Origin of the sequence: Xanthobacter sp. (assembly GCF_041911315.1) — a bacterium.
In the GTDB taxonomy this organism is placed as follows: domain Bacteria; phylum Pseudomonadota; class Alphaproteobacteria; order Rhizobiales; family Xanthobacteraceae; genus Xanthobacter; species Xanthobacter aminoxidans.
Map to the genome: position 1 here is coordinate 1 of NZ_JAYRPE010000016.1, position 23,756 is coordinate 23,756.

The following is a 23,756-nucleotide window of genomic DNA, read 5'->3' on the forward strand; positions in this document are numbered from 1 at the left end:
CCCAGCGCGGCGCCCTGCCCGTCACACCCTTCCGCTTCCGGCTGGGCGCGTTCGAGGTGACGACCGTGCTCGACGCCGCCGCCATGATCGACGGGCCATGGCCCATCGTCGGGGAGGACCGGCCGGCGGCGGAGGTGGCGGCGCTGATGCAGGTCAGCCTGCTGCCGGAAAAGCGCTTCCGCCCCGGCTTCACCCCGACGCTGGTGAACACCGGGTCCCAGCTCCTGCTGTTCGATGCCGGCAACGGCGCGAACGGCTTCATCCCGAGGCCGAACGGGGGATGGCTGGCGCAACAGGTCGCCGCCGCCGGCTATGCGCCGGATCAGGTGGACGTGGTGGTGCTCTCCCACGCCCATGTGGACCATATCGGCGGGCTGGTGGAGGCGGGCAAGGAGATGTTTCCCAAGGCCCGCTATGTCATCGGCGAGACCGAATTCGCCTTCTGGGCCGCGCCCGAGCGCCTTTCAGCGGCGCCCGACAGCCTCGAACACGCCACCGCGCAGGTGTTCGCCGGCAACCTCGCCCCCTTCGCCGATCGTGTCACGCGGGTGCGGCCGGGCGCCGAGATCGTGCCCGGCATCCATGCGGTGGAGGCCTTCGGGCACACGCCCGGCCATCTGGCCTTCCATCTGGAGAGCGGCGGAAAGCGGCTGCTGGTCTGGGGCGATTGCGCCCACCACGAGGTGGCGTCGCTGGCGCATCCCGAGTGGCACGCATTGTTCGACATGGACAAGACGCAGGGCGCCGCCACCCGCAAGCGCATCTACGACATGGCCGCCACCGACCGCATCCCGGTGGTGGGCTATCACACGTCCTTCCCGTCGGTGGGCTATGTGGAGCGGCAGGGCACAGCCTACCGTTGGCTCCCCCTCACCTACCAATTGGCGGAGTGAGCCCCGGATACGAAAACGGCCGGGCGGGGAGAGTCTCCCGGCCCGGCCGTCCGTGTTCAGGAAGGAAAGAGGCTCACGCCTTCGGCCAGTTCCGCACGTCCACGAAATGGCCGGCGATGGCCGCCGCCGCCGCCATGGCGGGGGAGACGAGGTGGGTGCGGCCCTTGAAGCCCTGGCGGCCCTCGAAATTGCGGTTCGAGGTGGAGGCGCAGCGCTCCTCGGGGGCGAGGCGGTCGGCATTCATGGCGAGGCACATGGAGCAGCCCGGCTCGCGCCACTCGAAGCCCGCCTCGATGAAGATCTTGTCCAGACCCTCGGCCTCGGCCTGCTCCTTCACGAGGCCGGAGCCCGGCACGACCATGGCGGAGACGTTCGGGTTCACCTTGTGGCCGCGGGCGATGGCCGCCGCCTGCCGCAGGTCCTCGATGCGCCCGTTGGTGCAGGAGCCGATGAAGGCCCGGTCGATGGTGATGTCCTGGATCTTCGTGCCGGCCGTGAGGCCCATATAGCCCAGCGCGCGGATCTTGGCGGCGCGCTTGCCCTCGTCCTCGATGAGCGCCGGATCGGGCACGAAGCCCTCGACGGACACCACGTCCTCGGGGCTGGTGCCCCAGGAGACGATGGGCGGCAGGTTGGCACCGTCGAGATGGATCTCGGCGTCGAAATGGGCGCCCTCGTCCGAGCGCAGGGTCTGCCAGAAGCGGAGCGCGGCATCCCAGTCGGCGCCCTTGGGAGACTTCGGCCGGCCCTTGAGATACTCGAACGCCTTCTCGTCCGGCGCCACCATGCCCGCGCGGGCGCCGCCCTCGATGGACATGTTGCAGACGGTCATCCGCCCTTCCATGGAGAGGGAGGTGATGCCTTCGCCGGCATATTCGATGACGTAGCCGGTGCCGCCGGCGGTGCCGATGGTGCCGATGATGGCGAGCACCACGTCCTTCGCGCCGACGCCTTCGGGCAGCGGCCCGGAGACGGTGACGCGCATGTTCTTCGCCTTCTTCTGGATCAGCGTCTGGGTGGCGAGCACATGCTCCACCTCGGACGTGCCGATGCCATGGGCCAGCGCCCCGAACGCGCCGTGGGTGGAGGTGTGGCTGTCGCCGCAGACGATGGTGGTGCCGGGCAAGGTGAAGCCCTGCTCGGGGCCGACCACGTGCACCACGCCCTGGCGCTTGTCGAAGCCGTCATAATATTCGACGCCGAATTCCTTGGTGTTCTCGGCGAGCGCGGCGATCTGCGCGACGCTCTCCGGGTCCGGGTTCGGCAAAGTGCGGTCGGTGGTGGGGACGTTGTGGTCCACCACGGCGAGGGTCTTCTGCGGCGCGCGCACCTTGCGGCCGGTCATGCGCAGGCCCTCGAACGCCTGGGGGCTGGTCACTTCGTGCACCAGGTGGCGGTCGATGTAGAGCAGGCAGGTGCCGTCATCCTGCCGGGAGACGACGTGGTCGTCGAAGATCTTGTCGTAGAGCGTCTTGGGGCCGTTGACCGGGGCGTTCATCGCATTGTGTCCTGAGGAGAGGCCGGCGCGCGTCGGTGGGGCCGGGCCGGTAACGATGGAGGGCGGTTGTCCGTCGCGCCGCGTGCGGGCGCGTCAAGGGCGGGCGTCAAAGCACCGAGGACGCCGCCGTGGTGAAGCGGCCGAAGAAGCGGCCGGGCAGGCGCACATGGTCGGGCACCGCCGCGAACTCCATCGTCGTGCGCGCGAACGGGCCGGCCCCGCAATGGGCCGCCCGGTCGAGGCTGTGGCGATGGTCACGCGTCTGTCGCATGGGGCGGGTTTTTAGCAGTTCCACGCTGACGCGACAATCCGGCGCGCGCAGCTGTGAAACAGGACGGCCGGTCGCACACTGCCCTTGGCTTCGCCATCATCCTGGGCGAGGCGGTATACAGTCGCCGGCGGTGTCGAGGGGGAAGGAGTTTCGGGTGCAGTTCGTTTCCAATTTCCACGGGGTGCAGTTCCTCGATACCGTGGTGAGCCTTGCCGCCGCCTTCCTGTTCGGCACGCTGATCGGCGCCGAGCGGCAGTATCGCCAGCGCACCGCCGGGCTTCGCACCAACGTGCTCGTGGCCGTGGGCTCCGCCGCCTTCGTCGATCTCGCCGCCAGCCTCGGCGGACCGAGCGATGCCATGCGCGTCGCCGCCAACGTGGTGACGGGCGTCGGCTTCCTCGGCGCCGGCGTCATCATGAAGGAAGGCATGAACGTGCGCGGCCTCAACACGGCGGCGACGCTCTGGTGCTCTGCCGCCGTGGGCAGCTGCGCCGGGGCCGACCGGCTGGCCGAGGCGGCGCTGATCACCTTCATCATCATCGCCGGCAACACGGTGCTGCGCCCCGTCGCCCGCGCCATCGACCGCGCACCCCTCGACGCCCGCCGCTCGGAAGTCAGCTACGAGGTGCGCCTCACGGTGGATTCCGCCGCCGCCGCCGATCTGCGCGACGTGCTGATCGACACGCTGGAGGGCGAGAAATATCTCGTCAGCGACGTGGACGAGGAATCCGGCACCGACGGCGCCGTGGTGCTGGTGGCGAAGCTCGTGACCACCTCGGTGGTCCCCGCCGAACTGGACGCCATCACCGACCGCCTGGCGAAGCGGCCCCATGCCCGCCATGCCACATGGGAAAGCGTGACGGAGGAATAGCGCCACCTTCGCCTCGCGGCAGGCCGGGCCGCCGGCTCGTCAGCCCGGCCCCCGCTCCCCCACCAGATGCGCGGCGGCGGAACCGGCCTCATAGAAGGCGGCCTGCGCCGCCCGCCAGCGCGGGACCGTCACGTCGCGTTCCGGCAGCGGCACCTCTTCCAGCCGGATGCGCCCCAGCACCAGATCGGCCAGCAGGCGGCCGAACACCGTGCCCGGCCCGATCCCCCGGCCGTTGTAGCCGCTGATGGAGACGACGTTGCGCGCGAGGCGCCGGAAGCGCGGCAGGGCGTCGTCGGTCATGCCGATGGTGCCGAACCAGCCGGCCTCGAACGGCGCCGGCGGCAGCTCCGGGAACAGCCGTGCCAACGCCCGCCGGGCATAGGCTTCATGCACGCCCGCCAGCCCGCCGAGCGCGCCGATGCTGCCGAACACCAGCCGCCCGGCCGCGTCATAGCGCAGGGAGGTGAGCACCTGCTGGGTGTCCCAGATGCCCTGCCGGCCGGGCAGGATGCGCTGGCGCAGGGCGTCCGGCACCGGCGGAGTGGCGAAGTTGAAATAGGGCAGCGGCACCTGCTCGCGGGCGAGGCGCTCCCACGGCCCGAAGCTGTAGGCGTCGGTCGCGACGATGATCCAGTCGGCCGCCAGCCGGCCCCCATCGGTGCGCAGCACCCAGCCGCCGGCCCCCTCCTCCGCCGCCCGCACCGGGCTTGCCGTATGGATCACCGCCCCGGCGCCCATCGCCGCGCGGGCAAGGCCGCGGGCGTAAGCGAGGGGCTGGATGGTGCCGGCGCGGTCGTCCAGCAGCGCGCCGCGATAGGTGCCGCCGCCGATCATCGCGCGGGCCGCGTCCGCATCGAGCAGGTGCACCGGCGCACCGCGCGCCTGCCACTGGGCGGCGCGGGCCTCGATCTCGGCACGCCCGGCGCGACCGACCGCGCAATGCAGCGTGCCGTTGGGCGTCGCTTCGCACGGGATGGCGTGGCGGGCGACGAGGGCGAACACCTCCGCCGGCGCCCCGCCGAGGAGCGAGAGCAGCCCCTCGCCCTTCTCGGCGCCGAGGGTCGCCACGATGTCGTCCGGCATCACCCAGAGCCCGGCATTGACGAGGCCCACATTGCGCCCCGCCCCGCCCGAGCCGATGCCGGCGGCCTCCAGCACCGTCACCCGCGCGCCCGCCCCGGCCAGCCGGAGCGCGGCGGCAAGGCCGGTATAGCCGGCACCCACCACGGCCACATCGACCCGCGCGTCGGCACGCGCGTCACCCGCGAGCGGGGTGGTCTCCGGCGGCGGCGGGGCGGTCATCGCCCACAGGCCATGGCTTTTCGGATCGGTGCCGGGGGCGGGAGGCATCTGCATGGCCTCTTTGTACAATATCGCCCGGCCGCGGGAATGACCTTGCGTCCGCTGGGCGGCAACGAAGAATTAACCATCCCGGCCTCAGGATGGTCCGGGGTCCCCTCAGATTGAATGGAACCCGCCGCCAGTGCGTACCTCCCTCCCGCAAGGAGAATGAAGCGCCGGCTTAGTTGCCATTGAATCGGCACGGCGCATGCTCTTTGGGCGCACTTTTGTGTTTCCTGGGCTCCTTTGATATGAGGAGCGCCCAGTAGAGATTATTCGGAGCTGCGTGATGGCTAATCCGCGCGTCTATGTTTACCAGTTCGCCTCCGGCTCCCAGTGGGCGGCCGGCGACAGCGTGGAGGCGTATCTGCGCCGTCTTCTGGATGTGGACTTCGCCCAGTCGCTCCGCGCCGACCGCCTCGCGGCGGTGACCGCCTTCCTCGACGAAGCCTTCCAGCTGGCCCACACCATCGGCTGGAGCGGCAGCGCGCGGGACATCCCGCAGATGTTCTCCCTGCCCGGCATGCCGGCCGAGGAAGCGGTCCACATGATCGCCTGGGAGCAGGAAGACGGCGTGGCCTTCATCGCCTCGCCCTATCCGCTGCCGTGGCTCGACGCCAAGGCGTCCCGCACCACCGATTCCGACCGCGCCGTTCCGGTGGAGGCCGCCGCCGCCCCCGTCGCCCGCCCGGTGCAGCAGCCGCCGCTGGAAGTGGTCTCGGCCCAGGCCGAGGAAGCGGTGGAAGCCGCCCTCGACCCGTTCTCCGAATATGTGCGCCGCGAGGAGGCCGCCCGCCTCTCGCGTGAGCCCGCGCCCCTCGCCGAGGATCGCGACGCCGCCCGCCGCTTCTTCTGAGCGAACCGATCACCCGATCCGCGATGCGCGCCCCCCAAGGGCGCGCATCGTCGTTCCGGGGCCCCTCTTTCCAGTCTGGAACGATGCCAGAGCGCGCGTGCGCCTTGCTCCGGCCGCAACGCTTGGATAGATGATTCACGGTGTGGACCGCGGCGCAGCCTCTTCGACACAAGCCGGCGCGGTTGACCTTGCGTGATGTTCCGTGGTGCGTGGTGGCGTTTTCCCATCCTGATGGCCCCAAGGTGAATCCAGCGTCCGTCGCAATGCCGCGCGCCCTCCATGCGCGGGGCATCCGGCTTCGGGCATGTTCCAAGGCTGATCGGTCCGGTTCCATGCCGGATGCGGAGACCTGAATTTGCGGTCGTTTCTCGCCGGCGTCCTCGCTCTGCCCGTGGCGCTCCTCCTCCTGCTCTGTGCGCTCACCGGCAGCGCGCAGGCGATGGAGGCGATTGCGCTTAGGCTCGATGCCAAGGTGGTGGACCTGCTGCCGGCCGTCGAGCGCCAGACCACCGAGGACGGCCGCTATCAGATTTCCACCGCCCCTGACGCCGAGGGCGTCGTGCGCCGCATCGAGGTGCCGACCTCCGACGGGCGCAGCCATGGCGAGTGGATCGCCTTCGCCCTCACCAACAATACCGACGAGCAGGTGGACCGCCTCATCGTCGCGCCGCACTACCGCATGTCCGGCTCCGGCCTGTTCTGGCCCGACCTCGGCAACCGCCGCATCCTCTCCTTGACGCCCAGCCAGGGCTTCAAGCCGGAACGCCAGTCGGCGCCGGACGCGGACGTGTTCCTCATCACGCTGGACCCCGGCTCCACCGTCACCTTCGTGGTGGAACTCGGCTCGCCCAGCCTGCCGCAGCTGCAGCTGTGGGAGCCCGACGCCTACAAGGACCGGGTGAACGCCTTCACCCTCTACCACGGCATCGTCATCGGCATCGCCGGCCTGCTGGCGCTGTTCCTCACCATCCTGTTCGTGGTGAAGGGCTCGGTGATGTTCCCGGCCGCGGCGGCGCTGGCCTGGGCGGTGCTCGGCTATATCGGCCTCGACTTCGCCTTCTGGTCGAAGGTGTTCGGCCTCTCCCCCATCGCCGAGCAGTTCTGGCGGGCGGCGGGCGAAGCGATCCTCACCGCGACGCTCCTCGTCTTCCTGTTCGCCTATCTCAACCTCAACCGCTGGCATGTGCGCTACGTGCATGTGGCCGCCGGCTGGCTGGTCTTCCTCGCCGCCCTCGTGGTGGTGGCGCTGCTCGATGCGCCGGTGGCGGCGGGCATCGCCCGCCTCTCGCTGCTGGCGGTGGCGGTGGCCGGCTTCGGCGTGGTGATCTGGCTGTCGCAGCACGGCTTCGACCGCGCGGTGCTCATCATCCCCACCTGGTCGCTGCTGGTGGTGTGGGTGCTGATGGCGGGGCTCACGGTCGCCGGCTACGTCACCAACGATCTCGCCGCCCCCGCCCTTTCCGGCGGCCTCGTGCTCATCGTCATGCTCATCGGCTTCACGGTGATGCAGCACGCCTTCGCCGGCATCGGCGGCATTCAGGGCTCCGCCTCGGAGCTGGAGCGCCGCGCGCTGGCGCTGGCCGGCTCCGGCCTCATCGTGTGGGACTGGGATGTGGACACCGACCGCATCTACACCTCCCCCGAGGCCGAGGAAGCGCTGGGCCTGAAGCGCCATTCGCTGGAGACCGAGGCCGCCGGCTGGCTGGAGGTGCTGCACCCCGCCGACCGCGACCGCTTCCGCGCCACGCTTGACGGCATCATCGACCAGCGCCGCGGCCGCATTGACCAGGACTTCCGCCTGCGCGCCATCGACGGCCACTATCTCACCTTCAACCTCAAGGCCCGCCCGGTGGTGGGCGCGGACGGCGAGGTGGTGCGCTGCATCGGCACCCTCACCGACGTGACCGGCGAGCGCATCGCCGCCGAGCGCCTGCTGCACGACGCGGTGCGCGACAACCTCACCGGCCTGCCCAACCGCGAACTCTTCCTCGACCGCCTGCACCAGGCCCTCGTCGCCGCCCGCCTCGACGACAAGGTGAAGCCGACGGTGATGGTCATCGACCTCGACCGCTTCAAGCAGCTCAACGTGCAGGTGGGCATGGCGGTGGCGGACTCCATCCTGCTCACCGTCGCCCGCCGCATGACGCGGCTTCTGAAGCCGCAGGACACTTTGGCCCGCATCTCCGGCGACCAGTTCGGCATCATCCTCATGTCCGAGCGCGACGCCGAGCGCATCACCACCTTTGCCGACACGCTGCGCCGCTCGCTGCGCGCGCCCATCGCCTTCGCCGACCGGGAGGTGTTCGTCACCGCCTCCATCGGCCTCGTCCTGTCCGGCCCGGACCAGGTGAAGCGCGACGAGGTGCTGAAGGACGCCGAGCTGGCCATGTATTACGCCAAGCGCATCGGCGGCGACCGCATCGAGGTGTTCCGCCCGGCCATGCGCCAGCAGAAGATCGACCGCGTGGTGCTGGAGCAGGAGCTGCGCGAGGCGCTGGAGAAGGAGCAGATCTCGGTCCGCTACCAGCCCATCGTGCGCCTCGGCGACCGGGCCATCGGCGGCTTCGAGGCCTATATGCGCTGGAACCACCCGCGCCTCGGCGAGCTTGCCGCCTCGGAATTCATCCTGCTGGCCGAGGAGACCGGGCTCATCCTCGACCTCGGCCTGTTCGTGCTCGACCGCGCGGCGCGCCAGCTCGGCCAGTGGCAGCGCCTCTTGCGCGTGGATCCGCCGCTGTTCATGCACGTCAACGTCTCGTCCCGGCAGCTTTTGCGGCACGATCTGATCCAGGACCTGAAATCCGTGCTCGCCCGCAACACGGTGGCGCCCGGCTCGCTCAAGCTGGAAGTCACCGAAGGGCTGGTGATGGAAAACCCGGAATACGCCGCCGTGGTGCTGGGCCGCATGCGCGAACTGGGCGCGGGCCTGTGCCTCGACGATTTCGGCACCGGCTATTCCTCCCTCGCCTATCTCCAGCGCTTCCCGTTCGACAGCGTGAAGATCGACCCGCGCTTCGTGCGCTCGGTGGCCAAGGGGCCGTCCCGCGCCGCCCGGCCGGTGATCGTCGGCGCCATGATCGATCTGGCCCACGACCTGGGCATGGACGTGATGGCCGAAGGGCTGGAGAAGGAAGTGGAAGCCGCCGAGATGACCCGCTTCGGCTGCGAATACGGGCAGGGCGTGGTGTTCGGCGAGCCGCTCACCGCCGAGGAATGCCGCCACCTCATCGAGCCGGCGCCGGTGGACGCCCGCAAGAAGAAGACCGGCACGGCGGCGGAATAGGCCCGTTCAGGCGCCCGTCCGGATTCCCTCGTCTCTGACGCGCCCGTTCCCTTACGCGCCCGGTTTGGCCCGCGTTCGGGCACGTTTCACAGGCGCCCGTGCCCCTGTCTGGGTCCCCTTCGCGCCGCGCGGCCAGCGGGCCGGCCAGTTGACGATGTGGTCCACCAGCTCGAACAGGCCGAACTCGCTTTCCAGCCCCGCGACCCGTCCGTGCACCGAGATGCCCGCGCTGACCACCGTGTCCCGCGTGCCGGACACCAAAGGATGCCAGAACGGCAGGTCCTTGCCCTCGCGCACCAGCCGGTAGGCGCAGGTGGGCGGCAGCCAGCCGATGCTCTCCACCGCCTCGGGGGTGAGGCGCACGCAGTCTTCCACGATCTCGGACCGGTTGGGATAGTCGGCGCAGCGGCAGGAGCCGGCATCGAACAGGCGGCAGGCGACGTCCGTGTAGGCGACGGCGCCCGAGTCCTCGTCCTCCAGCTTGACAAGGCAGCAGCGGCCGCAGCCGTCGCACAGGCTCTCCCATTCCTCCACCGTCATGGTGGCGAGGGTCTTGGTCCGCCAGAACGGCGCGGGGGTCTGCACAGGCGCAGAGGTCGCGGCAGGCGCGGGCGCAATCTCGGCGGCGGGCCGGGGTCGGGCGGAGGGAGGCATGCCGCCCCTTTAGCACAGGGACGGCGGCAAGTCGCTCACTCCCGGTGAGACGCTCACTCGCCGCCGTAGCTCAGCAGCATCTGGTAGACGACGGGCTTGGCCGCCCGCATGTCCTTGTTGTCGGAGCGGAATTCGCGGTCCCCATCCACGTCGCCCTGATAGGCGGCGGGCGGCTCGAACCGGAGCTGCAGCCGGCAGCCGGTGGTTTTGGCGAGCCGGCCGCCGTCCCAGTCCAGCACCGAGCCGCCATAGTCCCAGCCGAAGCCGGAGAGGGTGAAGGGCTTGCCGTTCGCCGCCTCCACCTCGGCCAGCGTCGCGCCGATGCCGATGCCTTCGGCCGTGCGCCACGGGCCGGGGTTATGGACGATCACATCGCCCGGCCGCCGCCGCTTCTTCTCGTCGAGCCAGATGATCTCCACTCGGCGCGCGGGGTCGTCGGGGAACAGCACGGAGGCCTTCACCATCTCGCCCTCGGCGGCGGGCACGCTGCGGTACACCACGTTGGCGCGCCCGAACGTACGGATCAGCGCCGCCTCGTCGGTGTCGGCCGCGAACGGGCCGGTGCAGGCGAAGGGCGGCAGCGCCTCCGGGCCGGCGGCGGGGGCCAGCGACGGCACCAAAGCGATGGCGAACGGAAGAACGGCGATCAGCCGGCGGAGCATGTGGCGCGTCCCTTCAGCGTGCGGGTCTTTTCGGTGCCGTCCGCATCCACCGTGGTGAGGGTGAGGACATAGCGGCCGGCGAAACTCTCGGCGTCCTTGCCCCGGCTCCTGGTCTCGATCACCAGCTCGGCGGAGCCGGCCTTGGGATCGGGCAGCTCGTGATAGAGGTGAAGGCGCACCTCGTGGCCGTGGAACCAGTGGTGGACCAGCGCCTCGCGGTCCAGCTCCAGCTTGCCGAACGGAGCCGCACCCTTGCCCGCCGGCTTCACCTCCAGCTCGGCGCGGAAATTGTTGAAGCTGCCGCCCATGCCGTGGGAGAAGGCCGTCTGCGCGGCGAAGGACACCGCCGCATCGTCGATGCTGCAATCGAGCGTTCCGGTGGCGTGGGCCGCAGGCGCGCCGATGACCAGAGCGAGCGCGGCGAGGAACGCACGCCCGACAGCCCCGCTCCGGCGGTGCGGCGCGGGAGATGGTCCCCTCGAAGATCCGGTCATGGCGAGGCCCCCAAGGCAGTTGCCGCAGGGAGCCTAGTGCAGGCGCAGGCCCGGCTGCAACGCGAGCAGGGCCGGGCGGCCCGGCTTCAGCGCTTGCCGGCGGTGTAGCGATCGGCCAAAGCGAGGGCCAGAGCGAAGCCGCCGAAGGCGGTGACGATGACGGCGAGCCAGATGGCGGTCTGTGCAGGCATGGTTTCCCCCGAATGTTTATGGGGGAAAGCTAGGCAGCGCGCAGGCCGGGGACTTTGATCAAGATCAAGCCCGGCCGTTCACAGCATCCGCCGCCCTCCGGGCCGCGGGAGGGATCGCGCCTCCGGCGCATCGGGCGGGCCATCCTGCGCGTCGTCCTGGGCGTCTTCCTGGGCGCCATCCTGCGCATCGGCCTCCGGCGGCTCGCGATACTCCGGCTCGAGCTTCTGGTCCGGGGCCGGCGCGTCGGTGGCGAGGCCGTCGCGCCCTTCGGCCTTCGCCACGGCAACGAGGCCCTCGGCCCGGCTCAACAGGCTGTCGAGGCTCTCGCCCTGCCGCTGCTCGGCCACGCCGAAGCTGGCGGTGACGGTGGCGTGGGGCGGCAGCACGGAGAGACGCGCGAAGTCCAGCTCCGCGCGCAACCGGTCGGCGACGCGGGAGGCCCCGACGCGGTTGGTGCGCGCCAGCAGGACCACGAACTCCTCCCCGTCCATGCGCGCCGCCGCATCCCGCGGCGAGGTCTCCTGCAGGATCAGGCGGCCGACCACGGAGAGCATCCGGTCGCCGGAGGTGGGGCCGAAATCCTCATTGATCTGCTTGAAGCGGTCCATGTCGAACGCGATGAGCGTCACCGGCCGCGCGCCGGGATCGGCGAGAATGTCCCGCGCCCGCTCCATGAAGTCGCGGCGGGTGCCGAGGCCGGTCAGGGCGTCGGAGCGGCCCTCCCGGCGGATCTCGTCGATGGCATCGGCGGCGATGGACCCGAGCAGGGCGAGGGCGAGCAGGAGGCCGCTGATGAGCAGGGAGAAGTTCAGCACCTGCCAGAACGGCGTCGCGCGGAACAAGGCGGCGAGGTCCGCGGGGTCGGCGCCGTTCTCCCGCATCCGGTCGATCTCGAAGAGGTCGCCGGAGATCCGCATGGTGAGGCCGGTGCGGATGAAGAAGTGCAGGCCGAACAGCAGGAAGGCCCAGAACAGCAGCCGGTCGATGGGCCGCCGCCGCTCCAGGGCGACCATCTTGACCGCCGCGACCACGAACATGGTGCCGTAGCCGAGATTCTGCACATAGATGCGGGCGACCAGATCGCGGTCGAAATAGAAGAAATAGAACACCAGCGCGACGATGGCGCAGGCCATGACGAGCAGCAGCCGCCCCGACCCCGCACGGCCGAACCGCACCAGCACGCCTTCCACCAGGGTGAGCACGGCGAAGGTGTAGACGATGGCCGACACCACCGCGTTCGGGCCCGCCTCGCGGGGAAAGCCGGTGATCTGGATCAGCGCGGCCAGCGCATAGGCGCAGAAGGCGGACGCGAAATAGAGCCCGCAGCGGCGCTCGCGATCGTGCAGCCAGACCAGCAGGAACACGATGGCGATCAGCAGCGAGACGATAGGTCCGGCAAAAATATAAAGGCGTCCGTCCGACATGCTCCGCCCACCGACGCACCCGACATCGGACGCGCGACCTGGAGGCGGCACAGCCGCCCGCCACCCTAGGTCGCATCGGCCGCCCTGCGCCTACTTGGATGGTTCCCTCGAGGGAAAGTCAAGCCTGAGCCCGGCCATGCGCACAACACAACCTGCTGCAACGCAACAGGAAGTTGCCCTACCGGCGGTAGGCCCACAGGCGCAGCTCGTGCTTCAGCCGGCGGAAATCGTGGAAGGTGAAGGCGAGCAGCACCGTCGCGAGCACCGCCAGCGTGAGGGCGACGCCATTGGACCAGTCCAGCGCCGAGCGGGTGAAATCGTAGACGAGGTAGGCGAGGAACAGCGTCACCGCGAGGGCCGTTCCGTAATAGATGCGCGTATCCAGCCGGGCGATGAGGATGCCGACGCCCGTCCAGATGGCGAGCGCGATCAGGATGGCCCAGCCGAGGCCGAGGCCGAACTGCCGGGCGACGAAATGCCCGCCGACCCAGCACAGCAGCACCGAGGCGGCGAGCACCAGGATTCCCGCGCGCAGCCGGAAGATGTAGGAGCCCTTTGCTCCGGTCGGGGCGGTGGACATGATGCACCTCGGATCGGCGCCCGCGACACGGATGTGGCGGGATGACAGGGAACCACCCGGCCGCGTCAACGCTTGTGCCGGTCTGGAGGATGTCACGATGCGGCGAATGCGGGTCGTACTCAATGCCAAAGCGGGCACCGTCCACGACATGGGTCCCGACAAGGTGCGCGATATCGTGGATGGCGCGCTCACCCGGTCCGACCTCGACGTGGAAGTGGTGGTGGCGGAGGGCGACGCCATGGCGGCGGCCATCGCCTCGGCCTCCCGCGACGGCTACGACACGGTGGTGGTGGGCGCCGGTGACGGCACCGTCTCCTATGCCGCGTCCGTGCTCGCCAACACCGACATGACGCTCGGCGTGCTGCCGCTCGGCACCATGAACCTCCTCGCCTACGACATCGGCCTGCCGCGCGACCTGATGGGCGCGCTGGAGGCGCTGCATGATGCAAAGCCCATGCGGGTGGATCTGGGCACCCTCAACGGCCGGCCCTTCCACGGCGTGTCCGGGGTGGGCTTCTTCAGCCAGATGGCCATGGCGCGGGAGCAGTTGCGCGACCGCGGCCGCGTCTTCGGCTGGTTCATGGCGCTGGGGCGGGCGGTGTTCCGCTCCGGGCGGATGTCGCTGGAGGTGGAGGTGGCGGGCGCCCGCGAATCCATCGACGCCTATGCCGCCCTCGTCACGGTGAACGCCTTCGACGCCTCCGGCTGGCACCGCTCGCGTCTCGACGGCGGGCAGCTTGAGGTGCTGGTGGCGGAGGATCGCGGCACCCTCGCGCGGCTGCGCACCGGCGCCGAGGTGCTGGTGGACGCCTGGCGCGGCGCGCCGGGCATCCATTCCTTTTCCGCCCGGCGCGTCACCATCCACGCCCGCCGCCGCCGCGCCTGGGTGGCGACCGACGGCGAGGTGACGCGCGAAACCCTGCCGCTGCGCTACGCCCTCGCCCCCGCCGCCCTCAGCCTTCTCGTCCCGCCCTCGGCCCTGCAATGGCAGGCGCATGAGCGCGAGGTGCACGAGCGCGACGACGTGACATAGGCGCGAGGTGCACGAACGCGACGACGTGACCTGACACGCGTCAGGCCGGCAGGTCCTGCACCGGCTGGCCGCGGTAGCGGATGAGGAGGGGCACGGTGAGCGTCATGGGGTGGGCGATGCCGTGCTCCCACAGGCCGTCCTCGCCCCAGCAATCGCCGTGGTCGCCGCACAGCACGATGGTGGCGCCGGCGAAGCGCTCCAGCAGCGGGGCGAGCTTGCGGTCCACATATTCGCAGCACAGGCGCTGGCGCTCGCGGCACTCGGCCGAGCGGTCCACCTTCTGGAACGGCAGGCAGGGATTGTCCGTGCGGTCCCACGGCGCGCCCTCGAAATAATAGGGCACATGGGTCTCGCCCACGTTGAGGAACACGAACAGGTCGCGCCGCGTCTCCCGCGCCGCCTGCTTCTCGATGAAGGCGAGCTGGGTGGCGATGCCCTTGTCGCCGGTGAACAGAAACTGCTCGAAGCTGCCGGTGAGCTTCTTCGACACCGGCGTCTTCGGATCGAACCAGCCCATGGCCGCCGCGCCGATGGTGGCGTAGCGGGCGTTGCGGAAACCGTCCACGATGTCGGTGCCGCTCACCGAGAAGCCGGGCCGGGCATGGCCCGCCGCCCCGGCGCGATCGAGCCGGAAGAGCCGCGCGAACTTCGGATTGAGGAACGGCGTCGCCAGCTCCGCCACACCGGGGGTGAAGCCCGCGAACATGGCGGCGTGGGAGGCATAGGTGAAATGCGCCGGCGCCTGCGCCCTGTAGAGGGCGGAGACCGTCTTCATGGCCGGGGCATTGGCCGAAACGAAGGTATCGTAACGGCAGGAGTCGATCGTGATGAAGAGCACGCTGTCAGGGGTGACACGCATGGCCGGCGCGGCTCTCAGAAAGGGGTGGTTTCAGTTGCCGCCGTCATTGTTGGCCTCGCCGCAGGTGTAGCCGACGAAGCAGCGGGGATTGTCCGTGGTGGGCATCCAGGCCGGAGAGGTGGTCTGGTCGTCCTGGCAATAGCGCTGGTCCAGCACGTAGCGCTGGGCGTTGCCGCCGCCGGTGGGGACGAGGATGAAGCCCTGCTGGCGCACCACCTGACGGACGCCGGAGCAGGTGGAGGGCGGCACGGGAACGGCCATGTAGCCTTCCGGCGGCGGCTGGTTCTGGCCATAGATGGCGGTGCCGTCCACGGGCACCGGCAGCGGCCCCGCGCCGAGATCGGACGGCGGCGCCAGCGGATCGCCCTGGGCCAGCGCCAGAGAGGGCGCGACAACCAACGGTGCGAGAACGGCCGCCATCAACACCCGCGCGCGCAACACGGGCTCCCCACGCGCGGCCGCCCGCGACGCTCCGGACTGGACAGAACGCATCACTTTTCCCCTCAGTGCCGCCGGGGGAAGCCTGTAGCGCACCTTGCGGCGGCTGGCAAAGAGAACCGCGAGAAATCCGCACCGCGGCTCACTTTCCGCCCCGTTCAAGCTGCGTCGCCCTATTGTCATGGACGGTTCCGGGACTCTGCCGCACCGCACACGGGACGCAAGGCGCGGGTGGCGGCGTCCGGTACCATTAGCCGGCGGCGCTTTGCCCGTTATCCCCACAATCATCCACCGGGGAAAAATCGGCCCGCGCGCCGCTGGCGCAGGGGCATTCGCTCTTGCTACACCACCTTCCCAAAGCAAAAAAATTGCCCAAACCCAAGAATTGCCCAACCAAGGGATTGCCGGCTTCATGCTCGATCTGTCGGACAAGGGCGACCTCGAACCCACCTATCGCCAGGCCCCGCACAATGTGGAGGCCGAGCAGGCGCTGCTGGGCGCCATCCTCGTCAACAACGAGGCCTTCTACCGCGTCTCCGACTTCCTTGAGCCGCGCCATTTCTACGAGCCCATCCACGCCCGCGTCTTCGAGCTGGCCTCGGCGCTGATCCGCGCCGGCAAGCTGGCGACGCCGGTCACCATCAAGACCTTCCTGCCCGCGGACCTGGACGTGGCCGGCCTCACCGGACCGCAATACCTCGCCCGCCTCGCGGCGGAGGCGACCACCGTCATCAATTCCGAGGATTACGGCCGCACCATCTACGACCTCTCGGTGCGGCGCGACCTGATTCGCATCGGCGAGGAGATCGTCAACGAGGCCTACGACGCCCCGGTGGACGCCACCCCGCAGGACCAGATCGAGGAGGCGGAGAAGCGCCTCTACGAGATCGCCGAGACCGGGCGCTACGACGGCGGCTTCCAGCGCTTCGGCGAGGCGCTGCGCGAATCGGTGGACATGGCCTCCAAGGCCTTCCAGCGCGACGGCCACCTCTCCGGCATCGCCACCGCCCTCGACGACCTCGACCACCAGATGGGCGGCCTCCAGCCCTCGGACTTGGTGATCCTCGCCGGCCGACCGGCCATGGGCAAGACCTCGCTCGCCACCAACATCGCCTTCAACATCGCCGCCGCCTATCGCGGCGAGACCCGGCCGGATGGCTCCACCGAGACGGTGTCCGGCGGCGTGGTCGGCTTCTTCTCGCTGGAAATGTCGGCCGAGCAGCTCGCCACCCGTATCCTCGCCGAGCAGGCGGAGATCGCCTCCTACAAGATCCGCCGCGGCGACATCTCGGAAAGCGAGTTCTCAAAGCTCGCCGCCGCCGCCCAGACCATGCAGACCATCCCGCTCTATATCGACGACACCGGCGGCATCTCCATCGCCCAATTGGTGGCGCGGGCGCGGCGGCTGAAGCGCCAGCGCGGGCTGGACTTCATGGTCATCGACTATCTCCAGCTGCTCTCCGGCTCGTCCAAGGCGTCGTCGCAGAACCGCGTGCAGGAGATCACCGAGATCACGACGGGCCTCAAAGCCCTGGCGAAGGAGCTGCAGGTGCCGGTCATGGCCCTGTCCCAGCTCTCGCGTCAGGTGGAAGCCCGCGACGACAAACGGCCGCAGCTTTCGGACCTGCGTGAATCCGGCTCCATCGAGCAGGACGCCGACGTCGTCATGTTCGTTTACCGTGAGGAGTATTATCTTAAGAGCAAGGAGCCGAAGCCCGGCACAGAGGAGTGGTTCAAGTGGGAGATCGAGATGAAGGCGGCCGAGAACACGGCCGAAATCATCATCGGAAAGCAGCGCCACGGCCCCACCGGGACGGTGAAGGTGCATTTCGAGCCGCAATTCACCCGCTTCTCCAACCTGGCGCGGGAGGACCACCTGCCGGATCGCCACTGACCGGCGAGCCGCAGGCCCCCGAGGACCCCGCCGCCAGCGCCGCAGCGGCAGACCAGGCCGAGCGTGAGGCGCGCGAAGCCGGCGCCATCCTCACCGTCGATCTGTCCGCCATCGCCGACAACTGGCGCACCCTTGCCGCGCTTGCCGCCCCGGCCGAATGCGCGGCGGTGGTGAAGGCCAATGCCTACGGCCTCGGCATCGACCGCGTCGCCCCGGCCCTGTGGAAGGCGGGCGCCCGCACCTTCTTCGTCGCCCACTTCAAGGAAGCCCTCGCGCTGCGCGCCCTGCTGCCCGAGGCGGTGATCTACGTATTGAACGGCCTGTTGCCGGAGACCGCCGCCGACCATGCGGCGGCCCGCCTGCGGCCGGTGCTGGGCTCGGTGCCCGAGATCACCGAATGGAGCGACTTCTGCCGCGACCAGGGGGCGGACCTGCCCACCGCGCTCCATGTGGATACCGGCATGAACCGGCTCGGCCTCTCGGTGGACGAGGCGGTGCAGCTCGCCGGCACACGCCGGATGCTCGGCTTCACGCCCAGCCTCGTCATGAGCCACCTCGCCTGCGCCGACACGCCCGGCCACGCCCTCACCGCCCGCCAGCGCGCGGTGTTCGCCGACGTGATCCGCCGCTTCCGGGGCGTGCCGGGCTCGCTGGCCAATTCCGCCGGCACCCTGCTGGGCCGCGATTTCCGCTTCGAGCTGGTGCGGCCGGGCATCTTCCTTTACGGCGGCGTCGCCATCACCGGCGTGCCACCGCTGCGCCCCGTGGTGCGCCTGGAAGCGAAGATCATCCAGGTGTCGAGCGTCGCGGCCGGCGAGACCGTGGGCTATGGCGCCGCCGAGCGGCTGAAGCGGCCGAGCCGCCTCGCCACCGTCTCCATCGGCTATGCGGACGGGCTGTTCCGGGCCGCCGGCTCCTCCGACCTCGCCAAGGGGGTGGAGGCGATGGTCGCCGGCCGGCGCTGCCATCTCGTGGGCCGCGTCTCCATGGACCTCGCCACCCTCGACATCACCGACCTGCCCGAGGGCGCGGTGCAGCGGGGCGACGTGGCGGTCTTCCTCGGCGACGGCATCAGCGTGGACGACCTCGCCGCCCGCTCCGGAACCATCGGCTACGAGGTGCTCACCTCGCTGGGCGCCCGCTACGCCCGCCGCTATGTGGGCGGGTGAGGGGCGAAGGGCTTGGGGGCGGCGGGCTTGGGGGCGGCGGGCTCCCGTGCGGCCGCCAGCTCCGCCGCATAGGTCTCCTCGAACCAGCCGATGCGCTTCTCGAAGGCGGGGCTCAGGCGCTGATCCTCGGTGATCTGGCGGGCGACCTCCTGCTGGCCCTCGCACACCGCATTGTCCTCGGCCAGCACGCGGCGCGCATAGAAGGGCACGATGCGCGAAATCACCTTCTGCGCGAAGCGGTCGAAGACGCCGAGCAGCCCCGGCCGCGGCGGCGCGATGGGGCCCTCGATGAGCCAGCCCTCCAGCCGCGAGCGGTCATGGGCCAGCGGCGCATAGCGCAGCACCATCACCGCATAATAGGAGCGGCCGAGGAGATCGATGACGTGGAACTGGGACGCCCCGAAGGTGGGGAACAGGTTCACGATCAGATAGTCGCGGGCGCGGTAGGTGCCGGCCCGGCAATCGGCCAGCACGCCCCCCAGCGGGTCATCCCCCGGCTCGGTGGTATAGGCGCTGTGCCGGCCGAAGCGGGCATAGGTGACCTCCTTCGCCTTCAGATAGCCATTGGCGCCGAAGGTGGAGGGGTGGACGGCGACGATGTGGTAGTCATCCAGCGTCACATGGGTGAGGAACTTCCAGTTGGCCGGCACCTCGCCGCCGAAGCGGGTGAAGGTGCGCCCGGGCGGGCAGAGCGCGGCGAGCATGGGCGCGGCATCGCCGAGGAAGTCCGCGAGGGATTCCCCGTCCGGATCGGGAAAGCGGCCGAACACGAGACCGGCGAACGCCTCCACCTCGATGGGCTTCAGGTGCGCGTTGAGCTGCTTCGGCAGGCAGCCATAGGCCTCGTCGCAGACCGGAATGCCCAGCGCCTGCCCCTCGGCATTGTAGCGCCAGTGGTGGAAGGCGCAGACCATGGCGCCCTTCCCGCTGCGCTCGCGGCGGATGGGGTGGAAGCGGTGGGCGCACACATTCTCGAAGCCGCGCAGCCGGTCGCCGAAGCGCTGGATGAAGACCGAGCGCCCGCCGAGATCGGTGCGGAACCACTGACCATCCTGCGCCACCTCCCCGTCGAGGCAGAGGAAGGTCCACACCCGCCCCAGCGCCTGCTGCTCGGCGGTGAAGGCCGCGGGATCGGTGGCCGCGCGCACCCATTCGGCGGGCTGGCCGGCGGCCGGCGCGGGCCGGGCCGGCTCTTGCGGCGTGGGTGCGGAAGCAGGGCTGTCTCGGAACACGGGCGATCCCCTGACATGACGGAAAAGGGCAGCGCAGGCTGATTAGCAGAGGTGTTCCGTTCCCGCCATCTGGGGATGCGCCGCAGATGCCGCGCAACCCCGGAGGCGAAGCTTGGGGCCTTGACCGGCCCACCGCGCGGCCGATGGGGTATATAGAGAACATCGCCCGAGATTCGGGCCTCGTCCTCCAGACCCGGCCGGCCTGCCCGCGCCGAGGGTGATCTTCATGGCCCGGCGCGACACGTCCTTCATCTGCCAGTCCTGCGGGGCGGTCTACACGCGCTGGCAGGGCAAGTGCGAGGCGTGCGGCGGCTGGAACACCATTTCCGAGGAAGTCGCGGTCGCCGCCAGCGTGCCGGCGGCGCAGCGCTCCGGCCGCAAGGGCCGCGCGGTGGTGCTGGAGAGACTGGAGGGCACGGCCAAGCCCGCCCCGCGCCTCGTCTCCGGCATCGGCGAGCTGGACCGGGTGGCGGGCGGCGGCTTCGTGCCCGGCTCCATCCTGCTCATCGGCGGCGATCCCGGCATCGGCAAGTCCACTCTGCTGGTGCAAGCCTCGGCAGCCCTGGCCCAACGCGGGCAGCGCGTCGTCTACGTCTCCGGCGAGGAGGCGGTGGATCAGGTGCGCCTGCGCGCCCAGCGGCTGGGGCTGGAGAAGGCGGACGTGGGGCTCGCCGCCGAGACCAATGCGGAGAACATCATCGCCACCTTGTCGGGCGGCCCGCCCGTTCACATGGTCGTGATCGATTCCATCCAGACCATGTGGTCGGACAGCGTGGAGAGCGCGCCCGGAACGGTGACGCAGGTGCGCACCTCCGCCCAGTTGCTGGTGCGCTACGCCAAGCAGACGGGGGCCTGCGTCATCCTCGTCGGTCATGTCACCAAGGACGGGCAGATCGCCGGCCCGCGCGTGGTGGAGCACATGGTGGACGCGGTGTTCTCCTTCGAGGGCGACGGCGGCCACCAGTTCCGCATCCTGCGCGCGCAGAAGAACCGCTTCGGCCCCACCGACGAGATCGGCGTGTTCGAGATGACCGGCCGGGGCCTCTCCGAGGTGGCGAACCCCTCGGAACTCTTCCTCTCCAACCGCGATGCCGGGGCGCCGGGCACCGCGGTGTTCGCCGGCATGGAGGGCACGCGCCCGGTGCTGGTGGAGATTCAGGCGCTGGTCGCCCCCTCTTCGCTGGGCACCCCGCGCCGGGCGGTGGTGGGGTGGGACCCCAACCGCCTCTCCATGGTGCTGGCGGTGCTGGATGCCCGCTGCGGCGTGCGGCTCGGCGGGCACGACGTCTATCTCAACGTGGCGGGCGGGCTGAAGATCGGCGAGCCGGCGGCGGACCTCGCGGTGGCCGCCGCCCTCGTCTCCTCGCTGACCGGCGCGCCCCTGCCGGCGGATGCGGTGCATTTCGGCGAGGCGAGTCTGACGGGGGCTGTGCGCCCCGTCTCGCAGGCGCAGGCGCGGCTGAAGGAGGCGGCGAAGCTCGGCTTCGCCAGCGCCGTCATCCCCTCCGGCGGTCTCGACGGGCTGGACCCGCCGGTCACGGTGCGGCCGGTTTCCTCTCTCGCGGAGCTTGTGGCCGGCATCGCAGCCAGCGCGCCCCGCCGGGCGCGGGACGAAGGCCCGCGCGAGACGCGCAACGCTGCCCCGCGCGAGACGCGGGGCTCGAACGACCGCAATCCCCCGCAAAGGGCCGTCCAGCATGCGGATTGGGGCGACGACGAGGAAAGGTGACGCGGGCGGGCGCGCAAGCTATATCAGCCCCGCGGCTGGGCTCTCCGGGGGTGGGCGGGTCGCGCGCATGCGCGTCTGGCGGTGCGCCCATCACGGATCGATGCGCCGATGCCCATAACCTTGCTCGACATTATCGTTCTCTCTGTGATGCTGATTTCCGGCATCCTGGCGATGGTGCGCGGCTTTCTGCGGGAAGTCTTCTCCATCCTGTCCTGGGCTGTCGCGGCCGGCGTCACCGTCTATTTCTACAAGTCCGCCTTGCCTGTGGTGAAGCAATACATCTCGCAGGACTCGGCCGCTCTTGCGGTGACGGTGGCGTTGCTGTTCCTCGGCACGCTGCTCATTGCCTCCATCGTCACCGCGCGCATCTCGGACCTGGTGCTCGACAGCCGAATCGGCGCCCTCGACCGCACGCTGGGCTTCGCCTTCGGCCTCGCCCGCGGCCTGCTGCTGATGGTAATCGCGCTCTTGTTCTTCAACTGGCTGGTGCCGCCGGAGAAGCAGCCCCCGTGGGTCGCCAACGCAAAATCGCTCCCCGCCATCACGAAAGCGGGGGAGTGGCTGAAGGCGCAGTTGCCGGATGACCCTGAAAACACCATTTTGAACAAGTTGAAGAAGCCGCCCGCCGCTGAGGAGGGCGACACGCCTGCCGCCCCGGCCGCCCCGACGGGGGGACAGCGGTAGGTTTCTTTTTGGGGGCAGCAACTGACCGGCCGGCCGGCCGGGACATCCACGCGGGGGCGCTGAGCCTTCCGCGCTATGGGTGTTCCCGCTCCGACCTCCCGGCGCAAGCTCGCACGGCGCTGCCTGACCGGCCCGCGCGGAGGGTGCATGATGGACTTGGGATGTGACGGGCCGATCTCAGTGGCCGGCGGAGACTCCTTCCGCACGGATGGCGAACCCCTCGCGGGCGGTCGCGCCGATCTCGATCTCGACCTGAACGGCGATCGCCTCCGCGAGGAATGCGGCGTCTTCGGCATCTACAATCACCCCGAGGCCGCGGCGATCACCGCCATCGGCCTCCACGCCCTCCAGCATCGCGGACAGGAAGCCGCCGGCATCGTCTCCTATGACGGCCGCCGCTTCCATTCCGAGCGCCGCCTCGGCCTCGTGGGCGACGCCTTCTCCGACGCCGGCGTCATCGCCCGCCTGCCCGGCGACGCGGCGGTGGGCCATGTGCGCTACTCCACCACCGGCGAGACCCTGCTGCGCAACGTGCAGCCCCTGTTCGCCGAGCTGGACGCGGGCGGCTTCGCCGTGGGCCACAACGGCAACCTCACCAACGGCCTCACCCTCCGCCGCCAGCTGGTGCGCGAAGGTGCCATCACCCAGTCCACCACGGACACCGAGGTGATCCTCCATCTCGTGGCGCGCTCCCGCAAGCCGCGCTTCATCGACCGCTTCATCGACGCCATCCGGGCGCTGGAAGGCGCCTATTCGCTGGTGGCGCTCACCAACAAGAAGCTCATCGGCGCCCGCGACCCCCTCGGCATCCGCCCGCTGGTGCTCGGCTCGCTGGACGGCTCCCCCATCCTCGCCTCCGAAACCTGTGCCCTCGACATCATCGGCGCGCGCTATGTGCGCGACATCGAGAACGGCGAGGTCATCGTGATCGACGAGGAGGGCGTGCAGTCCTTCAAGCCGTTCCCGGAGATGGCGGCGCGGCCCTGCATCTTCGAGTACATCTATTTCGCCCGGCCGGATTCCGTGGTGGGCGGGCGCTCCGTCTATCAGGTGCGCAAGAACATGGGCCGCGTGCTGGCGACCGAAAGCCCGGCCCATGCGGACGTGATCGTCCCGGTGCCGGATTCCGGCGTGCCGGCGGCCATCGGCTTCTCCCAGACCTCGGGCATCCCCTACGAGCTGGGCATCATCCGCAACCATTATGTCGGCCGCACCTTCATCCAGCCCACCCAGTCCATCCGCGACCAGGGCGTGCGCATGAAGCATTCCGCCAACCGCTCGGTGGTGGAGGGCAAGAGCATCGTCCTTGTCGACGACAGCCTCGTGCGCGGCACCACCTCGGTGAAGATCGTGCAGATGATGCGCGATGCCGGCGCCAAGGAGGTGCATTTCCGCATCGCCTCCCCGCCCATCACCCATCCCGACTATTACGGCATCGACACGCCGGACCGGGACAAGCTGCTCGCCGCCACCCATGACCTGGAAGGCATGCGCCGCTACATCGGCGCGGATTCGCTGGCTTTCCTCTCGGTGGATGGCGTCTACCGCGCCATGGGCTTCGAGGGCCGCGACCCGGTGAAGCCGCAGTTCACCGACCACTGCTTCACCGGCGACTATCCCACCCCGCTGACCGACCGCGCCGGCGCGGTGGCCCAGCAGCAGCTTTCGCTGCTCGCCGAAGCGAGCTAAGGCAAGCCGG

The 23,756-nt window shown here is 70.0% G+C and carries 21 protein-coding genes; 10 read left to right on the forward strand and 11 right to left on the reverse strand.

Annotation, left to right across the window (positions count from 1 at the left end):
* The first annotated feature begins 14 nt into the window (after positions 1–14).
* Positions 15–893 carry an MBL fold metallo-hydrolase gene (locus ACE3QW_RS05925; RefSeq protein WP_374250873.1) on the forward strand — a complete coding sequence of 293 codons (879 nt, stop codon included), beginning with the start codon at positions 15–17 and terminating at the stop codon, positions 891–893.
* 73 nt (positions 894–966) lie between these two features.
* Here the strand turns inward: ACE3QW_RS05925 and leuC are convergent, their stop codons facing one another.
* Together leuC and ACE3QW_RS05935 are read right to left on the reverse strand one after the other, a co-directional pair.
* The gene (gene leuC, locus ACE3QW_RS05930; RefSeq protein ID WP_229645569.1) at positions 967–2,391 is read right to left on the reverse strand and encodes a 3-isopropylmalate dehydratase large subunit; all 1,425 of its coding nucleotides are present in this window, start codon (positions 2,389–2,391) and stop codon (positions 967–969) included.
* A gap of 106 nt (positions 2,392–2,497) precedes the next feature.
* A complete protein-coding gene (locus ACE3QW_RS05935) occupies positions 2,498–2,662 on the reverse strand; it encodes a hypothetical protein (protein ID WP_155982206.1) in 165 nt (54 codons plus the stop codon).
* A 154-nt stretch (positions 2,663–2,816) separates the two neighbouring features.
* On the opposite strand from ACE3QW_RS05935, the gene ACE3QW_RS05940 reads away from it, so the two are divergent.
* Positions 2,817–3,533 (forward strand): MgtC/SapB family protein, encoded by a 717-nt coding sequence (locus tag ACE3QW_RS05940; protein ID WP_374250814.1) that lies wholly within the window; start codon positions 2,817–2,819, stop codon positions 3,531–3,533.
* 39 nt (positions 3,534–3,572) lie between these two features.
* Here ACE3QW_RS05940 and ACE3QW_RS05945 read toward each other — a convergent pair whose 3' ends face one another.
* Complete coding sequence (locus ACE3QW_RS05945; RefSeq protein ID WP_374250815.1) at positions 3,573–4,889, reverse strand: NAD(P)/FAD-dependent oxidoreductase; 1,317 nt, start codon at positions 4,887–4,889, stop codon at positions 3,573–3,575.
* 274 nt (positions 4,890–5,163) lie between these two features.
* Here ACE3QW_RS05945 and ACE3QW_RS05950 point away from each other — a divergent pair, with 274 nt between their 5' ends.
* Positions 5,164–5,730, forward strand: coding sequence for a hypothetical protein (locus tag ACE3QW_RS05950; protein ID WP_029556778.1), 567 nt, complete (start codon positions 5,164–5,166; stop codon positions 5,728–5,730).
* 439 nt (positions 5,731–6,169) lie between these two features.
* The gene (locus tag ACE3QW_RS05955) at positions 6,170–9,013 is read left to right on the forward strand and encodes an EAL domain-containing protein (protein ID WP_245279447.1); all 2,844 of its coding nucleotides are present in this window, start codon (positions 6,170–6,172) and stop codon (positions 9,011–9,013) included.
* Between the two features lie 51 nt (positions 9,014–9,064).
* Here ACE3QW_RS05955 and ACE3QW_RS05960 read toward each other — a convergent pair whose 3' ends face one another.
* The 5 genes from ACE3QW_RS05960 to ACE3QW_RS05980 form a co-directional block, all read right to left on the reverse strand.
* Positions 9,065–9,598 (reverse strand): YcgN family cysteine cluster protein, encoded by a 534-nt coding sequence (locus ACE3QW_RS05960; protein ID WP_374250816.1) that lies wholly within the window; start codon positions 9,596–9,598, stop codon positions 9,065–9,067.
* A 122-nt stretch (positions 9,599–9,720) separates the two neighbouring features.
* Entirely contained in the window at positions 9,721–10,329 is a 609-nt protein-coding gene (locus tag ACE3QW_RS05965; protein ID WP_374250817.1) for a hypothetical protein, read from the reverse strand.
* On the reverse strand, positions 10,314–10,823 hold the full coding sequence (locus ACE3QW_RS05970) for a hypothetical protein (RefSeq protein ID WP_374250818.1): 510 nt from the start codon (positions 10,821–10,823) through the stop codon (positions 10,314–10,316). Before ACE3QW_RS05970 ends, ACE3QW_RS05965 begins: the two co-directional genes overlap by 16 nt.
* Before the next feature lie 269 nt (positions 10,824–11,092).
* Positions 11,093–12,439 (reverse strand): GGDEF domain-containing protein, encoded by a 1,347-nt coding sequence (locus ACE3QW_RS05975; RefSeq protein ID WP_374250819.1) that lies wholly within the window; start codon positions 12,437–12,439, stop codon positions 11,093–11,095.
* Between the two features lie 178 nt (positions 12,440–12,617).
* Positions 12,618–13,019 carry a hypothetical protein gene (locus ACE3QW_RS05980; RefSeq protein WP_024277156.1) on the reverse strand — a complete coding sequence of 134 codons (402 nt, stop codon included), beginning with the start codon at positions 13,017–13,019 and terminating at the stop codon, positions 12,618–12,620.
* A gap of 106 nt (positions 13,020–13,125) precedes the next feature.
* Here ACE3QW_RS05980 and ACE3QW_RS05985 point away from each other — a divergent pair, with 106 nt between their 5' ends.
* Positions 13,126–14,052 carry a diacylglycerol kinase family protein gene (locus ACE3QW_RS05985; protein ID WP_374250820.1) on the forward strand — a complete coding sequence of 309 codons (927 nt, stop codon included), beginning with the start codon at positions 13,126–13,128 and terminating at the stop codon, positions 14,050–14,052.
* Positions 14,053–14,092: 40 nt separating this feature from the next.
* Here ACE3QW_RS05985 and ACE3QW_RS05990 read toward each other — a convergent pair whose 3' ends face one another.
* Both ACE3QW_RS05990 and ACE3QW_RS05995 read right to left on the reverse strand, forming a co-directional pair.
* Positions 14,093–14,911 carry a hypothetical protein gene (locus tag ACE3QW_RS05990; protein ID WP_029556770.1) on the reverse strand — a complete coding sequence of 273 codons (819 nt, stop codon included), beginning with the start codon at positions 14,909–14,911 and terminating at the stop codon, positions 14,093–14,095.
* 30 nt (positions 14,912–14,941) lie between these two features.
* Positions 14,942–15,331 (reverse strand): hypothetical protein, encoded by a 390-nt coding sequence (locus ACE3QW_RS05995; protein ID WP_156026295.1) that lies wholly within the window; start codon positions 15,329–15,331, stop codon positions 14,942–14,944.
* 430 nt (positions 15,332–15,761) lie between these two features.
* On the opposite strand from ACE3QW_RS05995, the gene ACE3QW_RS06000 reads away from it, so the two are divergent.
* Together ACE3QW_RS06000 and alr are read left to right on the forward strand one after the other, a co-directional pair.
* Positions 15,762–17,243 carry a replicative DNA helicase gene (locus ACE3QW_RS06000; protein WP_029556768.1) on the forward strand — a complete coding sequence of 494 codons (1,482 nt, stop codon included), beginning with the start codon at positions 15,762–15,764 and terminating at the stop codon, positions 17,241–17,243.
* Positions 17,244–17,329: 86 nt separating this feature from the next.
* The gene (gene alr / locus ACE3QW_RS06005; RefSeq protein WP_374250874.1) at positions 17,330–18,412 is read left to right on the forward strand and encodes an alanine racemase; all 1,083 of its coding nucleotides are present in this window, start codon (positions 17,330–17,332) and stop codon (positions 18,410–18,412) included.
* Here the strand turns inward: alr and ACE3QW_RS06010 are convergent.
* Entirely contained in the window at positions 18,397–19,644 is a 1,248-nt protein-coding gene (locus tag ACE3QW_RS06010) for an aromatic ring-hydroxylating dioxygenase subunit alpha (RefSeq protein WP_374250823.1), read from the reverse strand. The genes alr and ACE3QW_RS06010 overlap by 16 nt on opposite strands.
* Before the next feature lie 226 nt (positions 19,645–19,870).
* Here ACE3QW_RS06010 and radA point away from each other — a divergent pair, with 226 nt between their 5' ends.
* The 3 genes from radA to purF all read left to right on the forward strand — a co-directional run bounded on the left by radA (position 19,871) and on the right by purF (position 23,746).
* Positions 19,871–21,373 carry a DNA repair protein RadA gene (gene radA, locus ACE3QW_RS06015; RefSeq protein ID WP_374250824.1) on the forward strand — a complete coding sequence of 501 codons (1,503 nt, stop codon included), beginning with the start codon at positions 19,871–19,873 and terminating at the stop codon, positions 21,371–21,373.
* Between the two features lie 108 nt (positions 21,374–21,481).
* Positions 21,482–22,057 (forward strand): CvpA family protein, encoded by a 576-nt coding sequence (locus ACE3QW_RS06020; protein WP_024277148.1) that lies wholly within the window; start codon positions 21,482–21,484, stop codon positions 22,055–22,057.
* A gap of 147 nt (positions 22,058–22,204) precedes the next feature.
* Entirely contained in the window at positions 22,205–23,746 is a 1,542-nt protein-coding gene (purF, locus tag ACE3QW_RS06025) for an amidophosphoribosyltransferase (RefSeq protein WP_374250825.1), read from the forward strand.
* Positions 23,747–23,756: the final 10 nt, after the last annotated feature.